This window comes from Ramlibacter lithotrophicus, from assembly GCF_012184415.1.
Classification (GTDB): Bacteria; Pseudomonadota; Gammaproteobacteria; order Burkholderiales; family Burkholderiaceae_C; genus Ramlibacter; species Ramlibacter lithotrophicus.
The window spans coordinates 243,770-259,183 of record NZ_VTOX01000004.1 but is presented as its reverse complement, the minus strand read 5'-3'; the positions used below and the strand labels follow the sequence as shown (position 1 = coordinate 259,183).

Sequence of the window (15,414 nt, the reverse complement as noted above, 5' to 3'; positions counted from 1 at the left end):
GGAATTTATGGCAGTTGTAGCAGCACTTCCTGTCCTGTCCGAACACGAGGCTGCGCTTACGTACAACATTACTTTTGTTGTGCCGGCTTCCAAGTGTAATTTGAACTGCCCCGCTTGCTTTATCAAGGCTCGCAATGAAGTATCGAAGGCAGAGGCATGGCTTTCACCAAGCGATTACCGGAAGATAATCACCGCCGCAGCCGACAGATATGAACATCTCCGTGTGGCAATTCAAGGCTATGAGCCGCTCCTCCCTGAGTCCTGGGAGTACACCTTTTCCATTCTCGATGAAGCACGCGCCCATGGTCTCTCGTCGTCCTTCGTGACGAATGGAACATATCTGGAGACGCGGCTCCATGAACTAATTTCGCTCGAGGTGGGAGCAGTAACGGTAAGCGTCGATAGCCCTAGCGGGCACTATCACGATTTGGGGCGCGGCGCGCTTGGTGCACATGCGAAGGCCGTTTCAGGTCTCGATAAAGCGTTGAAGCTGCCTGAGCTGGCAAACAAGATGATCGTTGCCAGCATGTTGCAGCCGCATCGCCACCACTACTTAGACGGGATGGCTCAATGGCTTGCCAACCGTGGCGCGAAAAAATGGGTTGTTGGCCCAATGCTGAGCCCTCGGGCGAAAGGGACGGTAGATACGATACCCGACATCTTCTCTACGCTTTACCGGCTTCAGAGCGAGGCCCACGCAGCCGGAGTGAAGCTCGTTATCGACGACGAGTTCTCGCTCATTAAAGACGAACTTCCGGACAAGGTCAGCCCTCTTCATAAGCTCGCCATTCGACGGCTTAAGCGACTCGAGAGAACGATTCGCTTCTCACCGAGCGGGAGAGCATCCGTGGGCGCGGAGATCCTCGGGGAAATCGACCACGACATGCCCCGATGGGTACCGGCGGAGGAATCGGGCGACGCTTTTCTTGAGAGGGCACTTGCATGAAGAAGTATGCTGCCATCGCTGCTCTCGCGGTTCTCGTGGGCGCGGCCTCATACTCTCTCCTGAGCAGAAATCAATCGGCAAGCGAGCAGGCGATCAGTTTGCGGCTGGAATCGTTCGCTCTCTCATTGACTCCATCTAAGCTGGCAGATACCGAATCTCGACGCGTCGCGACCCTACTTCACCTCGGACTTATCAGGGTTGATCAAGACGGCACAGTCCACCCAGGCGTTGCAGAAAGATGGGAAAGATCTGGCTCGGTGCATCGTTTCTCATTGAAGCAGAACAAGACTTTCAACGACGGCACACCGATCACCCCCGAAGACGTTACCGCCTCGCTCTGTCAGGCAATGCAACCCGCTTCCCTGTATTCCTGGTCTCTAGCGTCGATCAAGCATGAAGTATCACCAGGTAGCAAAGAGGTGAAATGTACCGGTATTCGAGCGGTCGGACCGTCGATCGAGGTGGAAGAGAGTGCTCCGGCCCCCTGGCTTCTCGAAGCGCTGTCAGGACCGGCCGGGTGGGTTGTCAAGAAAGGGGCAGTTCCAGCGGAATACGGCAATGTGCCTGGCGCCGGCGCGTTCCGGTTGGCGGAGGTGCGCCCCGACAGCCGCGTTGTGCTGCAATCCCGCGCCGGTGCCCCCCTTCCGGCAAGAGCGGAGACTATTGTCTTCAACTATGTTCCTGACGATGCCATTGCGGCGACCAAGTTCAAGTCCGGCGAACTGAACGTTCTCGAACTGAATAGCCCAAATCTCATTAAGTCGCTCGACATCGACAGGAATGAGGCCGACGCGTACCTGAAGAGCGCGACCACGGACAAGCTGCGGGTACTCATAGTTGGAGAAGAACAGCTCGCGAAGAAAGGACTGAATTCGCAGCAAATTGCAACGTTCAAACGAGCTCTTTCGAGTGCAATTGACCGTCGCAAGGTGGCGAGTATTTCATTGGGGCTTGCAAACCCCCACACAGCGCCATATATTGTTGACGGCACGACCATCGACCCTTCTACAGCGGTCGATGTAAGTCAGCTTCCCAAGATGAAGCTGACGATAATCAGCGAGAGCGACGCGTTTTCGGACCTCATTGCCGCAACTCTGCCCAAAGAGATTGGGGCGATCGAAATTGACTACAAGGGCGTCGATAAGGGCCTGCTCATCAGCAGCTTGGTGAAGCACGACTTCGACCTTGCAAGCGTCGTTATCGAGGCGACTCTTAAAGCACCGGTCTTTTGGACGTCGTTCTTCAACCCTGCATCGCCCTTTGTTGCCTTCGGAAAACCGCTACCAGGAACTGAGGCGGCAAGTCCGATGGATACTCAGAAGCTCCGTGAGACCCTTGCTCGGATTCGGGACGAGGGCAATTGGATCGGTGTTGTTCGTGAGAACAAGCTCGTCCTCAATTCGAAGAACGTCACCGGACTCCGGCTTTCACCAGCAGGCCAGACCAGTTACGAAGAAATAGGCCTCAAGTGAAGATCCTGGTTCGCGAGAGTTTGCTGGCAATTTTGCTGGTTTTCTCGGCTCACGGCCTGGTATATTTCCTTCTCGCCGTCCTTCCAGACTCCTCCTTTTCAGGATTGGGAATTTACGCTGGGAGTCAAGAGGCGCTCGCGCAGTGGCGCCTGAGCCATGCAAATTCCTATGCGACTCAGTTCGCCAATCTTATTCATGGTGACCTTGGGCGGTCGCTAGATAATTTGCCGGTGCGCGAGCAGATCCTTGACGCCGCGCTTATAAGTGCTCCTCATCTGGCTGTCGCCACGGTACTGATCGCCGCCGGCGTTTGGTTGGTCGGCTTCAAAGGAGTGCCGGACAGATATGGCGAACTGCTTGCCAACTACGTCAATTTCCTGCCCCCGTATGTCGCGATCTCACTCCTGGTGATTCTTTCTCTATCGGTCGCACCGTTACTGACAGCCCCAACCGTGGTCGCCTCGGTTGCTTTAGCGGTACCGCCGCTGGCGCTCCTGAGTGCTCAAGCTTACAGAATCACGGAGGAAAACCTTCGGAGCGAGCATGTTCGCATGCATTTTGCGCTTGGCGCTTCGACCACGCGCGTGCGGCAGCGCTTGCTCAAGAATCTGCTGTATCAGCTCTTGCCCTCCCTACACAATGCGACGCTAGCTCTATTCGCATCCCTCCTGTTTGTCGAGGTGCTTGTCGGAATAGGCGGGCTGGGGTCATTGACCGCACGCGCGATAAAGCGGGTCGATGTCGATCTTGCGCTCGGCCTAGTCGTGTTTTATGCGATCGTTGTAGCCGGCGTACATGTCACAGCTCGAGTGGTTCGAGCTCAATTCCCTGAGTGACATGCGGGTTACCGCCGGTCTTTGGCTGACGTTCTTGCTGGCGCTGCTCGTCCCCGGTAGCGATGAATTTGGGCGAAGTATTGGCGTCACCACGCTGCAGGCGCTGGCCCTCTCTAGCATCAAAGGTGTGGCGATCGTGGTGGTTGTCGTCGGCGTCGCAATACTCCTCTCTTTGGCGGCGTTCGTCCTTGAGGGGAAATCTTTCGAGCGCGGGGTTCGCTTTGTCGCCGACCTTTTCGACGCCATTCCATCCCTCCTGTGGGTGCTAGTTGTAGTCGTCGTGGTTATTCAGCCTCGGCACCTAGTTCCGCTATTGGCCTTCGCCATCGTCGCTACACCGTCCGTGACTCGGCTTGTCATGACGGAGCTAAATCGCATCAGTCGTCTTGATTTCGTAGTTGCAGCCCGATGCCTCGGCGTATCGAAGATGGGCATTGTGTTTCGGCATATCTTGCCAAATAGCACGGCGCTCTTGCGACCGCTAGCGTTACAGATTGTCGGGAGCGGCATCGCGGTAGACGGAGCCATAGGCCTGTTGGGCGTCGGCAACAGAACAGATCTGAACCTCGGCACGTTGCTTGTGCGCGGGAAAGAACAATTCCTATTTTCCCCGACGCTCATAAGTTTAGCCTTACTCGCGTACCTTGTGTTGTTCGCGACACTCTTCCAGCTTCTTGGCAAGCATCCGATGAGTTCCCGTACTCATCGTCAGAATTCATGATTCATTTTTGCGCAATTCGTCGAGTAATCGGCCGTGCAACGCAACGTTGAAATCAAAGCGCGCGTCCCAGATATTAGCGAGGTATTCCCCAAAGTTGCCGCCATTGCAACTGATGGACCAAGCGAGATTCATCAGGATGACATTTTCTTCCAGTGCAGATCGGGACGACTGAAGATCCGCACCTTTGCAGATGGAACCGGTGAGCTAATTTTTTATCGCCGTGCAGACGTCAAGGGGCCAAAAGAGTCCGCTTACGTCCTATCCCCCACGAGTTCTCCGGAATCGCTGCGGGAGGCCCTTTCGTCGGCGTACGGTGAGGCGGGTCGGATCAGGAAACTGCGCACCCTGTTCCTGGTGGGAAGAACGCGCGTGCACCTGGACCGAGTTGAGGGTCTCGGTCACTTCGTTGAGCTTGAAGTCGTACTCGCCAAGGGGGAGCCTAGTCCCACCGGCGTACAGGAAGCGTACCGGCTGCTGGAACGTCTGGGTATTCACCAGTCCCAGCTTCTCGAGGGCGCCTATCTTGATCTGCTACCAAACTCTGAACGCTAATACGTGGCATCACGTCGGCTCGGAGAAAAGCCACCCCCAATGGGGTGGCTTTAGAGGAGTCCGCGTTCAGCAAGGCTGACCGATTCACCGGCCGCCCATATCACGTGATCAAGCACCCGCACGTCAACGAGCGCCAGCGCCGATTTGAGCGTCTGCGTCAGCGCTTCGTCGGCACGGCTTGGCTGCGTGGTGCCACTCGGATGGTTGTGCGACAAGATCACCGCGGCAGCACGATGCTCCAGGGCTCGAATCACGACCTCTCGCGGGTACACGCTTGTCTGGGTCAGTGTGCCGCGGAACATTTCCTCCGCAACGATGAGGCGGTTCTGCGCATCGAGAAAAAGAACCATGAAGACCTCGTGCGGTTTCTGCACGTAGATCGTCGACAGAAAGCCTTTCACAGCCTCCGGTGACGCGAACACTTCCCGCTCGGTCAGGTCCTGGCGGTAGATACGCTCCCACAGCTCGCGAGCCACGAACATCGTTCGCAACTCGCGACGTGGGCGACCGAAGTCCACCAGCTTCAGAAGCGACCCGGTGTAGATCCTCTCTGCTTCGTCTTCGCCTATGAGCTCCGCCAGGAGGTCACGCGAAGACATTCTTTCAATGTCTTCCATGACAGCTCCTGTGTGAAGAACAACCGCTGTCAGTTTCTCAAGGTAGCAGGTCCTGCAGTAGGAGCAACTTTGTGCCTCCTCGGCACTTTTCATGAAGGCTGTGGGGACAACGTCCTTGCCCGAAATGCCGTTGAAGGTTCGCCGTCGATCATGAGACGCAGATAGACCGTGTAGTTCGGCAAGGTGACTAGGTCTTCCGCCGGGACGAGGCCGGCGAACTCGCGCGAGATGAGCTTCGCGTCCTCGGCGCCGACGCGAAAGCGTATGAGCGTGCCGGCGTTCCCGAGGATCGCGTGCTTCACCGCGTCTTCCAGCTGGTCGAAGTGCTGGTGGGCCACGACCAGCCGGAGACCATACTTGCGCAGCTCGGAGATCATGTCGGCGACGGCAGTAGTCGTGAAGCTTTGGAACTCGTCGGCGTAGAGGTAGTGGGTCAGGCGCTTTGCCTCCGGCATGCTTGCCCGGGAATAGGCAGCGAGCGCGACGCTCGTCACAAAGAGCGCCCCAAGAAGCGAGGAGCTGTCCTCGCCGAGCTTTCCGCGGGCCAGGTTCACGATGAGCACGCCCCCTTGGTCCATGATTCGTCTGAATGACAGTTCCTGGGGCGCCTCTGTCAGAAGCCGGCGAACGCGCGGGTCGGCCAGGAATGCGCCCAACTTGTTTTGGATGGGAGCCAGGGACTCGACGCGGTACCGGTCGGAATAGTTCGGAAATTCCTTCTGCCAGAACTCGCGCACCGTCTCGTTTCGGATGCGTTTGGCGAGATCCTTCCGGTGGTCCTTGTCGGCGAGGAGCTTGAGGATGTCCGGGAGCGTGCCCCCTCCGGTATCCAGAACCGCATAGAGCGCGTTTCTCAAGACGTGCTCCATGCGGACACCCCACGCGTCTGCGAAGCGCTTCTTGAATGTCTCCAGGAGCCCGGAGACGGCAAGCGGGATGTAGTGGTCAGCGATGCGTTTGAGCGGGTTGTAGCCGTACGGCGCCTCGGGATCGGCGGCATCGAGGTAGATCAGGTCGCTGCGGCCGGATGCCTTCGCGTAGCCTGAGATCCTCTCGGCCAAGTCACCGTGAGGATCGATGAGCGTGAGGCCGCGGCCGGCATCGATGTCCTGGCGCAGGAGATTCTCCAGAAGCGTCGTCTTCCCGGTGCCGGTCTTTCCGATGATGTGCATGTGAAAAGCCCGGTCGGCTTGGCGGATGCCGAACACCTTATGCGGGAGCCTGCCGGCCGTCTCTCCCACGTAGCTGACCGTTTCCTTCTCTGGGTCCATATCGCCCACCGTAGCATCGCGCCCATCCTCCACAGAGAGGGTGACATGTGCCTGGAAGGCGAGTAGCATCTTCCCCGCAACTCTCGAGGGGACTGCATGGAGCTACTGCTTACGCGTGAACAAGCCGGCGGCATGTTGGGCGGCATCAAGTTCCAGCTCACTGCCAGAGCCAAGCTGACAGAGCAGGAATCTGCCGCAGTGAAGAAGTACAAGATGGGCGAAACCATCCTGTACGAAAAGCAAGGCGAGCGCCCGGACCCCGGAAGCTTCATGTCGCTCGCCAGGCACCGCTTCATGGTTCCGCGCATCCAGGTGCGCGACCTGGTCGATGGCAAGACCATTGAGGCCAAGGACATCCTGGAGATCCTCGACGCCGAGGAGCAGCTGACGGATGCTGCCAAGGCCTTCCACAAGATGCTGCGCGCGGCCGCATCGTTCGGGGGCGAGACGGTCCTCACCTTCACCGACGAATGAGCTTCCTGTCCTCCTTCCTTCGGACACCGCCGAGGGAGGACAGTGAAACGCGCGTCCTCCTGGCCCAGGCAGAGGCTCTCAGGGAGCAAAGTTCGCTTCCTGACGCCGATGCGGGAATCGAATTCCTCATCTCCGTCCTGGAAGAGGCCGGTGCGCGCCACGAGGCGACGTTTGGCATGCGCATCGGGCAGCCGGTCTTTGCCCTCGTTGAGCGCCTCTTCGCGCACGAGCCGCTCGGCATGGCATTCACCGATGACATCGCCAATCTCTCGCTCGCCGATGCCGCCGAGTATCGGAATGGGCTCCGCGCGGCCATACGGATGTATGGAGACGAGCGCTACTTCCTTGGGAAGTGGAAGGAAGCGATGGTCGCGATCCTCGGGGCGCTCTACGCAGAGTTCCCAGAGCAGGCCTTCGTCGACCCTGACGAGCAGGGCGATTTCGAAGAGTACTCGAGGCTTTCACCGACGGCGCCGCTCTATACGTATGTGAAGGGCATCCCGGTTCTCGTCCACAAGATCATTGCGACGGTGTTCGCCAAAGACCTGGTAAACGACAAGCTCTTCGACGAACTCCGTGACCGGCTGCTCATGAACCTGGCGAATGCCTCGAACATCCCGCTTGAGGATCGCTACACTACCAACAAGAACTTCGTCATGCCGGAAGACTGTCGCGGTGATGACGCGACGATACTCCGGCTCTACCTCGCCGGGACGCCCTTCCTCGACGTCTTCTTCGTGGACATCCCCCTCCACATTCCGGAGGCGGTGCGCTTCGAGCATACGCACGTCGTGGCCGGCAGCGGCCACGGCAAGACCCAGACGCTTCAATTTCTCATTGCCGGCGACCTGAAGGAAGCGATCACGGACAAACGGTCTGTGGTCGTCATGGACAGCCAGGGCGATCTGCTCCAAGCGCTCATGCACAGCGACTATTTCGCCGACCCGACACTTCGTGAGCGCTTCATCTACATCGACCCGACGGATCTCGTCCGGCCAGTCGGCCTCAATCTCTTCGACGTAGACCTCTCTGCCGGCGGCCGGGCGGATGCGGTCGCGCACGAGACCATCCTTAATAACACGGTCGAACTCTTCGACTTCTTCTTCGGCGGGCTTCTTGGTGCCGAACTCACTCAGAAGCAAGGGTTGGTCTTCCGCTACCTGGCGGTTCTCATGATGCGGATTCCAGGTGCGAACATCCACACCCTCCGCGAGCTCATGGAAGACGGCGAAAAGTTCCGTCCGCACATGAAGACGCTTTCGGGGAGCGCCCGGGTCTTTTTCGAGACGCGCTTCTTCGACAAGGCCTTCAGTGAGACCAAGAAGCAGGTCCTCAATAGGCTATGGGGAGTCCTGGCGAACCAAACGCTCGACCGGATGATGAGCGCGCCGAAGAATAGCGTCGACTTGTTCTCGTCGCTACAGGACGGGTCCATCGTCTTCATCAACACCGCCAAGGACTTCCTCGGCGAAGAAGGGTGCGCCATCTTCTCGCGCATGTTCGTCGCACTCCTCGGCCAAGCCTTCATGCGCCGTGCGGCCATTCCAAAGCACGAACGCACACCGACGTACGTGTACATCGACGAAGCTGAACGCGTGGTGGATACCACGCTTGCGCGGATGCTCGCGCAGGTGCGCAAGTACAAAGGGGCGATCACCTTCGCGCATCAGAATCTCGACCAGCTGGAACCGGGCGTGCGCGCCGGCGTGATGGCCAACACCTCGATCAAGCTGGCTGGCGGCCTATCGGCGAAAGATGCAAGCGCACTCGCTTCCGAGTTTCGGGCTACCCCGGAGTTTCTCCTCTCACAAACGAAAGGCAAGCAGGAAACGTCCTTTGCCTGCTTTGCCCGGAACATCACCGACCAAGCGGTCTCACTGTCGATCCCGCTTGGGTATCTGGAATCCCTCCCGCAGCTCGCGAGCGGTGACTTCGACGCGCTCCTCGAAGCGTCGCGGCAGAAATACGGGGTTGTCTACTTAGAGGACGCGGTCGTTACCGAGCGGGCGCCGGACTCTCCGAGCGACTGGCTTTCAGAAGCTGGCACGACCGGTACATCACAAGCACTCACCGAAGCGCCGACACCTGTTCCCGAAAAAGCCGCGTCGCAGCCAGTACCGGAACGGGGGGACGAAGTGGTTATCACGCGATCACCAGCGCGACCGCTCCCCGTACAACAGCGGGACGCAGGCGGTGGTGGCGTCAAGCACAAGTACATCGAGCATCTCATCAAGGAACTTGGTGAGGAACGCGGCTTCCGGGCGTCCGTCGAAGAGCCGATACACGATGGCGCCGGACGGGTGGATGTCATCCTGCGCCGGGAAGAGATAGCGCTCGCCTTCGAAATCTCGGTGACGACCACGAAGGATCACGAACTCGGGAATATCGAAAAGTGCCTGGCGCACCCCTTCACGCATGTCGTCATGCTCGCATCGCACGCCCGCCATTTAAAGAGCCTATCCATACATGTCGGGAAGGCTCTCGAGGAGAACGAGCGCGAGCGCGTTTCGTTCCTGCTCCCGGAGGACCTTCCCGCATTCCTGGATGGCTATCCGCAAACCCAGGCGCCGAGGGAAAAGGTGGTGAAGGGGTACACCGTGCGCAGCCGAGTCACGCAGGCGGACCCGACAGAGGCGATCGCACGGCGGCGGGCAATCGCGGCGGTGGTCGCACGGTCTTTAGATGCGTAGGCGACGACGACCTGAAGAGGAGATCGTTTTAGGTATGACCTTTTCTACGCGCCCCGGCGGCGACACAGAGCAAGGATCCCCCGGTCAGTCGTTGTAAGCGGTCTTGACGTCGCATGAGAGGCAGACAGCGCGTCCATCATCTTCGCCACGCTCTGGGCGATCACCCACTTCTGTTCGTAGAGAAAGGTCTCCCACATCTCGCGCAATTCGGGCGATATGTAGCTGCGCCAGTCGCCCATTTCTCTCGTCCAATCCGGGTGGTCAACGTATATCAGGTAGTCGATGTCGCCTGTGTCCACGCCATGCCTCCGTACGCGTCCGGCGAAGTCACCTTCACCGCCAGGGCGTAGTCAGCGACGGCAATCAGGCGGCCGGCGACCAGCGGTGCGGTAGGAGTTCTTCGATGCGGCTGGCCTGGTGGGTCGGCAAGCGTTCCAGCACGTCCTTGAGGTACGCGTAGGGTTCGTGCCCGTTGATGCGCGCCGAGTGCAGCAAGCTCATGATCGCGGCTGCGCGCTTGCCCGCACGCAGGCTACCCGCGAACAGCCAGTTCGACCGGCCAAGAGCGATCGGCCTGATCTGGTTTTCAACCCAGTTGTTCGAGATCGACACGTCCCCGTCGCTGACGAAGTGCGTGAGTTCACCCCAGCGCTTCAGGCTGTAGATGCTATGTAGGGCTGGGGGTAAAACGAGGGGTTCCGTTTGTTCGAAAGGAGCTTGGAAATGTCTACGACGCGAGCAGCCCTACATCGGAAGGATACGGCCAAGCCGGGCGACCTGCATATGAGCTTTGAGCTTGGCGACAAGAGCTGGAAGTTGACCTTCGGCGACGGCGGCGGTACTGCCAGTCGTCACACGGTGGCCGCCGGCGACCAAGCCGGCGTGGCCGATTGCATCGCGCGTGCCGGCAAGCGGTTCAAGACGTCGGCGCGCGCACAGGTGCACAGTTGCTACGAAGCGGGTCGCGATGGCTGGTGGCTGCATCGGTGGCTCACCGGGTTGGGCGTGGACAACATCGTTGTCGACGCGGCCAGCATCGAAGTCAATCGGCGAGCGCGGCGCGCCAAGACCGATCGGCTCGACGGCGACAAGCTGCTGACGATGCTGCTGCGACACCACCATGGCGAGCGCGTATGGTCGGTCTTGCGCGAACCCACTGCAAGCCAGGAAGACGAGCGACGTGACCATCGCGAATTCGAACGGCTGACGCACGAGCGTACCGCGCACACCAGTCGCATCCGTTCGCTGCTGGTGCTGCACAACCTTCGTCCGAGCGTGCCCATTGGCGGGCGCTACTGGGCCACTTGGTGGTCGCAGCACAGCGAGCAGCTCGGACGAAGACTACGCGAGGAAATCGAGCGCGAACTTACGCGGCTGAGACTGGTCAAGGAGCAGGTCCGCCAGATCGAAGTGGCTCGCCAGCGGGAACTGCAGGACGCCCGGCAGCCCACGGTCGCGCAGTTGATGCGCCTGGTCGGCATCGGCGCCAGGGGTGCCTGTGTACTCGCGCACGAGGTCTTCGGCTGGCGGCAGTTTGCCAACCGACGCGAGCTCGCCGGGTGCATCGGCGTGGCGCCGACGCCCTATGCAAGCGGCAACAGCCATATCGAGCAGGGCATCAGCAAGGCGGGAAATCGAAGGGCACGGTCGGTACTCGTAGAGCTGGCGTGGTGCTGGCTGCGTCTGCAGCCAGAAAGCGCGATGACCAAGTGGTTCAACCAGCGCTTCGCGCGAGGAGGTGCCCGCATGCGGCGCATCGGAATTGTGGCCCTGGCCAGACGCCTGGCCATCGCACTCTGGCGTTTCCTGCGAGACGGTGAGCTCCCGTCGGGAGCCCGTCTGAAAGCGATCCAAACCTGAGCTCCGCCCCCGCGAAGGCACCCAGTCATTGAACGATGATCAAAGGTCAACGCGCCCGTGCGATCGACGGGTCACCACCTCTGCGTCGTGACCGATGCTTTAGATGGGGCGCGTTGCGAAGCGGGAACCGGCCAGCGCTATTGGCGCGTATGCAGCATGAGGTGTCGGGTCAACGAGCCGACACGGATAGAAGTTTGTCCGAGTACGACAGCGGACATTTTGCGGTTCCCGGCCTGCGATTAGGTTCTTCTGAGAATCGACCTCCGTGAGGGGCTTGACATACCAGTCCTCATAGAAGTCGATGGCCTTCATCGTCGCCGAGCCCGGCGGCACCAGCTGTCGCTGCGCGATCAGCCAGCGGTGGAAGACGGCGAGCACCCGCCGCGACTTGCGCTGCCGTATTCGTCGTCGGTCGGTTGCGGGCAACTCCTCGATCTCGCGCTCGATGAGGAACAGGACCCGATGGAACCGTAACGCCTGGCGGCCCACCTGGCTGTCGTGATTGACCCACAGCTCGTGGAACTTGCGCCTGGCGTGCGCCATGCACTGCGCCGAGGTCACACCCTTGTCGACGCAGGCGCGATAGCCACTGAAGCCGTCAGTGACGAGCGTGCCCTTCCAGGCACGCGGGGTGTCGAGTTGCAGGAAGTCGCGCACGTTCTCGCCGTTGCGGGTTTCGCTGAAGTCGAACACGACCGCCCGCATCGGGTTGCTGCTCGGAGTGCAGTACGACCACATGTAGGCCCGGTGCGTCTTGCCGTTGCCCGGCTTGAGCATCGCCACCGGCGTCTCGTCGGCGTGCAGCACCGCGTGCCGGCGCAGTTCGTCGGCCAGCGCTTGAACCAGCGGCTGCAGTTGCGCGCCGCACTCGCCCACCCACTGCGCAAGCGTCGAGCGGGCGATCAGATGGCCGGCGCGCTCGAAGACCGCCTCCTGACGGTACAGCGGAAGGTGATCGAGGAACTTGGCCACCAGCACCTGCGCCAGCAGGCCCGCGGTGGGGATGCCTTTGTCGATCACGTGCGCCGGCACGGCGGCTTGAACCAGCTTCTCGCAGCGGCGGCAAGCCCATTTGCCGCGCACGTGGCGCTCCACGGTGAAGATGCCAGGCTGGTAGTCCAGCTTCTCGGCCACGTCCTCGCCGATGCGCTGCATCTGGCAGCCGCACCCGCATACCGTGGACGCGGGCTCGTGATGCACGTCGCGCCGCGGCAAGTGCGCCGGCAGCGCCTGACGCTTGGGCGTCTTCTTGCCGGCCTTGTCACCGTCGGCATCGCCGTGCGCGCCAAGCCGCTTGATCTCCCGGTCCAGTTCGGCCAGATCCTCGTCCAGCGTGTCTTGCAGTAGGCTCTTCTGCTCGGCGCTGCCGGCGAACTTCTCGCTGGTCGCGCCGAACTTCATGCGCTTGAGCACCGCAAGTTCGTGAGTGAGCTTGTCGATGAGCGCCTGCTTGAACGCCGCATCGCGCTCGCGCTGCTCGATCAGTGCGTCCTTGGCTCGAAGCTGCTCGTCGCGCGCGGCCACCTCGGACATCAGCGACAGCATGGCTTGCCGCACGTGCGGATCGAGGCCTTCGAGTTGCTGCGCGGTGATCACGGAGCGTGATCTTCGCGGATCACCGTCACGATCGCATCGGCACTTTCGGCAATTGCCAAGCGTCGATGAACAAGGCTCAGATCACGCGGATGATGCCGGCTTCGCCCAGGCGCTGCCACGGCAGACCGAGCACCAGCGCATCGAACTGCGTTCGGCTCAGGCTCAGGGTGCTCGCGCCGTCGCAGGGCCAGACGAACCTGCCCGCATTGAGCCGCCTGGCGGCCAGCCACACGCCGATGCCGTCGTGCACCAGCACCTTCATCCGGTTGGCTCGCCGGTTGGCAAACAGGTAGGCATGGTGCGGATGCGCAGCGCCGAAGACACCGACCACGCGTGCCAGTGCGGCTTCGGTGCCCAGGCGCATGTCCAGCGGTTGCACGGCCATCCACACTGCGTCGACGCGGATCAACCCGTGACCTCGCGCAGCCAGGCCGCGCTGCGGCTGTCCATGGGCACGCTCGCGCGCACAGTGGTGCCATTGCGTTGGATCTCCACCTCGATGCGCGCCGCGGCCGGCTCTGGCGACGCCAGCAAGGGAGGCGGCGCGTGCATCGGCAACTGAACGAAGGCCGGCGCGACCACCTCACGCGGCGATGCAACCTCGGTGCTGATGCTGCCGGCCACCTCGCACTCGCGCACCCAGCGGCGCAGCATGTTCGCGTTCAGCCCGTTGGCCAGCGCCACCGCGGCCACCGACGTGTTCGGCTGGCGCGCCATCTCGATGACCCGCGCCTTGAATTCGTCGCTGTGCCGTCGCCAGCTGCGTTTGGCCGGTTGTGCAACCGCCGATCCCGTCCCAGAACTGTCCATGTGTCCGCGCATAAGTCCGTGGACACAAGCATCCTTCGCCTGCTATTGAACTTCAATGTGGGTTGGCCGGACGCATACCGAGCTCGGCAGGCAGACGTAGGTCACGGCGCGCGGCTTGCAGCCGCTGCACGAGTTCGAACGTGCGCTGGAACAGCACCCGGTAGCCGCGGTCGATCAGCGCGTGGCCGATAGCGGCGATCAGGTGCGTCTTGCCGGCGCCCGGTGGGCCGAAGGCCAGCAGGTTGTGCCCCTGCGTCAGCCAGGTGTCTGCCTCCGCGAGGGCCGTGACGTGCGCCTTCGAGAGCATCGGCGTGAGGCTGAACTCGAAGGTGGCCAGCAGCTTCTCGGGCGGCAGCTGGCTGTCGGCGCGGGCCCGTGCCAGCCGGCGCGCTTCGCGCTCGCCCATCTCCTGTTCGAGCAGCACGCCCAGGAACCGCTCGGCGGGCCAGCCCTCCCGGTTGGATTGCTCGGCGAACTGGGCCCACAGCCGCTTCATCGTGGGCAGCCGCAACTCGGTCAGCATCAACGGCAGCCGGGCAAGGTCGGCGGCGCTGGCGGTCAGGGAGGGCGCGTTCATGCCGCCTCCAGCAACTGGTCGTATACCGAGGCGGCCGGCAGGAGCACCTCGACCGACGGCACGACCGCAGGTCGCGGCGCGAAGCGCGCTCGCAGCATGTCGATGTCTGGCAACTCGCCCTGATCGTTCAGAACGGCCAAGGCGACGGCGAGTTCGCCCACGACGCTGGCGCGGTCGGCGAGATCGAGCAGGTCGACCATGAGCCGGCACGCCTGGCGTTCTGGAAGGCGAGTGCGCAGGTGCTCCCAGGTCTGTGCGTATTCGGTGCGCGGGAACATCGCATCGCGAAGAACCCAGCGGGCGAACGCTCCCGGCTTGCGCTTGAGGGTGGGCAGCATATGCCGCCAGTCGATCCGCTTGGGGTGCCGGCTGCCGCGATTCGAGTGCAGTCGCTCGCACTCGAACACCTTCACCCCGCCGAGCCAAGCCTGCAGGTGGTCCTTGTACAGGCGAACCTTGAGCCGTTGGCCTACCAGGCGCGACGGGACGCTGTAGAGCACGCCCTTGGCGCTGAAGACGCCGAATTTGCTCACCCGCGCATCGAGCTCCTCGAAGTCGGCGGTGCGCCGCGCCGGCGGCGGGCTTTGCTCCAGGGAGACCTTCAGGCTGCCCTGGCGCGCTTCGATGGAGCCGTTCTCGTGGCTCTCCCCAGGGTTGTTCCGGCTCGCCCGCATGCCGTAGTGCTCACACAGGCCTTTGTACCGGCGAGTCAGCTCCTCTTGTTCGGCCAGGTTGTTGAAGGCGGCCGACAGGCTGTCGGTACGGTGCTCTTCGGGAACGCCGCCGGCCATCCAGAGTGCGTCCTGCAAGCCGGCGGCCAATGCCTGGAAGCTCTCGCCACCGCGGACGACCTGCGCGTGCCGCCAGCCGCTGTACGCGAAGGCAAACTGGTACAGCAGGTGCGCGAACGGCTCGCCGGCGACAAGGACCGCGAAATCGTTGCCGCAGGCGCATTGACTCGTCGGAAGTGCTACCCGAGCTGACCTGTTGCC

14 protein-coding genes and 3 pseudogenes are annotated in these 15,414 nt (G+C 61.5%); 8 read left to right on the top strand and 9 right to left on the bottom strand.

The annotated features are described in order from the left end of the window. Positions 1–7 precede the first annotated feature (7 nt). The 5 genes from RAMLITH_RS13670 to RAMLITH_RS13650 are packed head-to-tail and all read left to right on the top strand — an operon-like array spanning position 8 to position 4,527. Positions 8–946: a radical SAM protein gene (locus RAMLITH_RS13670; protein WP_168107972.1), complete on the top strand. Its 939-nt coding sequence runs from the start codon at positions 8–10 to the stop codon at positions 944–946. After that, complete coding sequence (locus RAMLITH_RS13665) at positions 943–2,418, top strand: ABC transporter substrate-binding protein (protein WP_168107971.1); 1,476 nt, start codon at positions 943–945, stop codon at positions 2,416–2,418. The genes RAMLITH_RS13670 and RAMLITH_RS13665 overlap by 4 nt, the downstream gene beginning before the upstream one ends. Then, positions 2,415–3,254 (top strand): ABC transporter permease subunit, encoded by an 840-nt coding sequence (locus RAMLITH_RS13660; protein WP_168107970.1) that lies wholly within the window; start codon positions 2,415–2,417, stop codon positions 3,252–3,254. The genes RAMLITH_RS13665 and RAMLITH_RS13660 overlap by 4 nt, the downstream gene beginning before the upstream one ends. Beyond that, entirely contained in the window at positions 3,214–3,975 is a 762-nt protein-coding gene (locus RAMLITH_RS13655) for an ABC transporter permease subunit (RefSeq protein WP_168107969.1), read from the top strand. The genes RAMLITH_RS13660 and RAMLITH_RS13655 overlap by 41 nt, the downstream gene beginning before the upstream one ends. 33 nt (positions 3,976–4,008) lie before the next feature. After that, positions 4,009–4,527, top strand: a complete 519-nt coding sequence (locus tag RAMLITH_RS13650; protein WP_168107968.1) for a CYTH domain-containing protein — start codon at positions 4,009–4,011, stop codon at positions 4,525–4,527. 50 nt (positions 4,528–4,577) lie between these two features. Here the strand turns inward: RAMLITH_RS13650 and radC are convergent, their stop codons facing one another. Both radC and RAMLITH_RS13640 read right to left on the bottom strand, forming a co-directional pair. Then, a complete protein-coding gene (gene radC, locus RAMLITH_RS13645; RefSeq protein WP_168107967.1) occupies positions 4,578–5,237 on the bottom strand; it encodes a RadC family protein in 660 nt (219 codons plus the stop codon). After that, entirely contained in the window at positions 5,234–6,484 is a 1,251-nt protein-coding gene (locus RAMLITH_RS13640; RefSeq protein WP_168107966.1) for a type IV secretory system conjugative DNA transfer family protein, read from the bottom strand. Before RAMLITH_RS13640 ends, radC begins: the two co-directional genes overlap by 4 nt. 63 nt (positions 6,485–6,547) lie before the next feature. On the opposite strand from RAMLITH_RS13640, the gene RAMLITH_RS13635 reads away from it, so the two are divergent. Then, positions 6,548–6,889, top strand: a complete 342-nt coding sequence (locus RAMLITH_RS13635; protein WP_168107965.1) for a hypothetical protein — start codon at positions 6,548–6,550, stop codon at positions 6,887–6,889. After that, the gene (locus RAMLITH_RS13630; protein WP_168107964.1) at positions 6,886–9,579 is read left to right on the top strand and encodes a type IV secretory system conjugative DNA transfer family protein; all 2,694 of its coding nucleotides are present in this window, start codon (positions 6,886–6,888) and stop codon (positions 9,577–9,579) included. The genes RAMLITH_RS13635 and RAMLITH_RS13630 overlap by 4 nt, the downstream gene beginning before the upstream one ends. A gap of 44 nt (positions 9,580–9,623) precedes the next feature. Here RAMLITH_RS13630 and RAMLITH_RS13625 read toward each other — a convergent pair whose 3' ends face one another. Both RAMLITH_RS13625 and RAMLITH_RS13620 read right to left on the bottom strand, forming a co-directional pair. Beyond that, on the bottom strand, positions 9,624–9,878 hold the full coding sequence (locus RAMLITH_RS13625) for a hypothetical protein (protein ID WP_168107963.1): 255 nt from the start codon (positions 9,876–9,878) through the stop codon (positions 9,624–9,626). Positions 9,879–9,942: 64 nt separating this feature from the next. Beyond that, positions 9,943–10,242 (bottom strand): annotated as a pseudogene (locus RAMLITH_RS13620) (transposase domain-containing protein); the annotation flags it as partial. 60 nt (positions 10,243–10,302) lie between these two features. On the opposite strand from RAMLITH_RS13620, the gene RAMLITH_RS13615 reads away from it, so the two are divergent. Then, on the top strand, positions 10,303–11,439 hold the full coding sequence (locus RAMLITH_RS13615; protein ID WP_168107962.1) for an IS110 family RNA-guided transposase: 1,137 nt from the start codon (positions 10,303–10,305) through the stop codon (positions 11,437–11,439). Between the two features lie 294 nt (positions 11,440–11,733). Here the strand turns inward: RAMLITH_RS13615 and tnpC are convergent. The 5 genes and pseudogenes from tnpC to RAMLITH_RS13590 all read right to left on the bottom strand — a co-directional run. Next, positions 11,734–13,035 (bottom strand): annotated as a pseudogene (gene tnpC, locus RAMLITH_RS13610) (IS66 family transposase); the annotation flags it as partial. 76 nt (positions 13,036–13,111) lie between these two features. Further along, entirely contained in the window at positions 13,112–13,420 is a 309-nt protein-coding gene (tnpB, locus tag RAMLITH_RS13605; protein WP_168107960.1) for an IS66 family insertion sequence element accessory protein TnpB, read from the bottom strand. A 20-nt stretch (positions 13,421–13,440) separates the two neighbouring features. Then, a complete protein-coding gene (locus RAMLITH_RS13600; RefSeq protein WP_168107959.1) occupies positions 13,441–13,845 on the bottom strand; it encodes a transposase in 405 nt (134 codons plus the stop codon). 52 nt (positions 13,846–13,897) lie between these two features. Then, positions 13,898–14,422: an ATP-binding protein gene (locus RAMLITH_RS13595; protein ID WP_272954186.1), complete on the bottom strand. Its 525-nt coding sequence runs from the start codon at positions 14,420–14,422 to the stop codon at positions 13,898–13,900. Then, positions 14,419–15,411 (bottom strand): annotated as a pseudogene (locus RAMLITH_RS13590) (Mu transposase domain-containing protein); the annotation flags it as partial. The pseudogene RAMLITH_RS13590 and the gene RAMLITH_RS13595, both read right to left, overlap by 4 nt. Between the last annotated feature and the right edge of the window lie 3 nt (positions 15,412–15,414).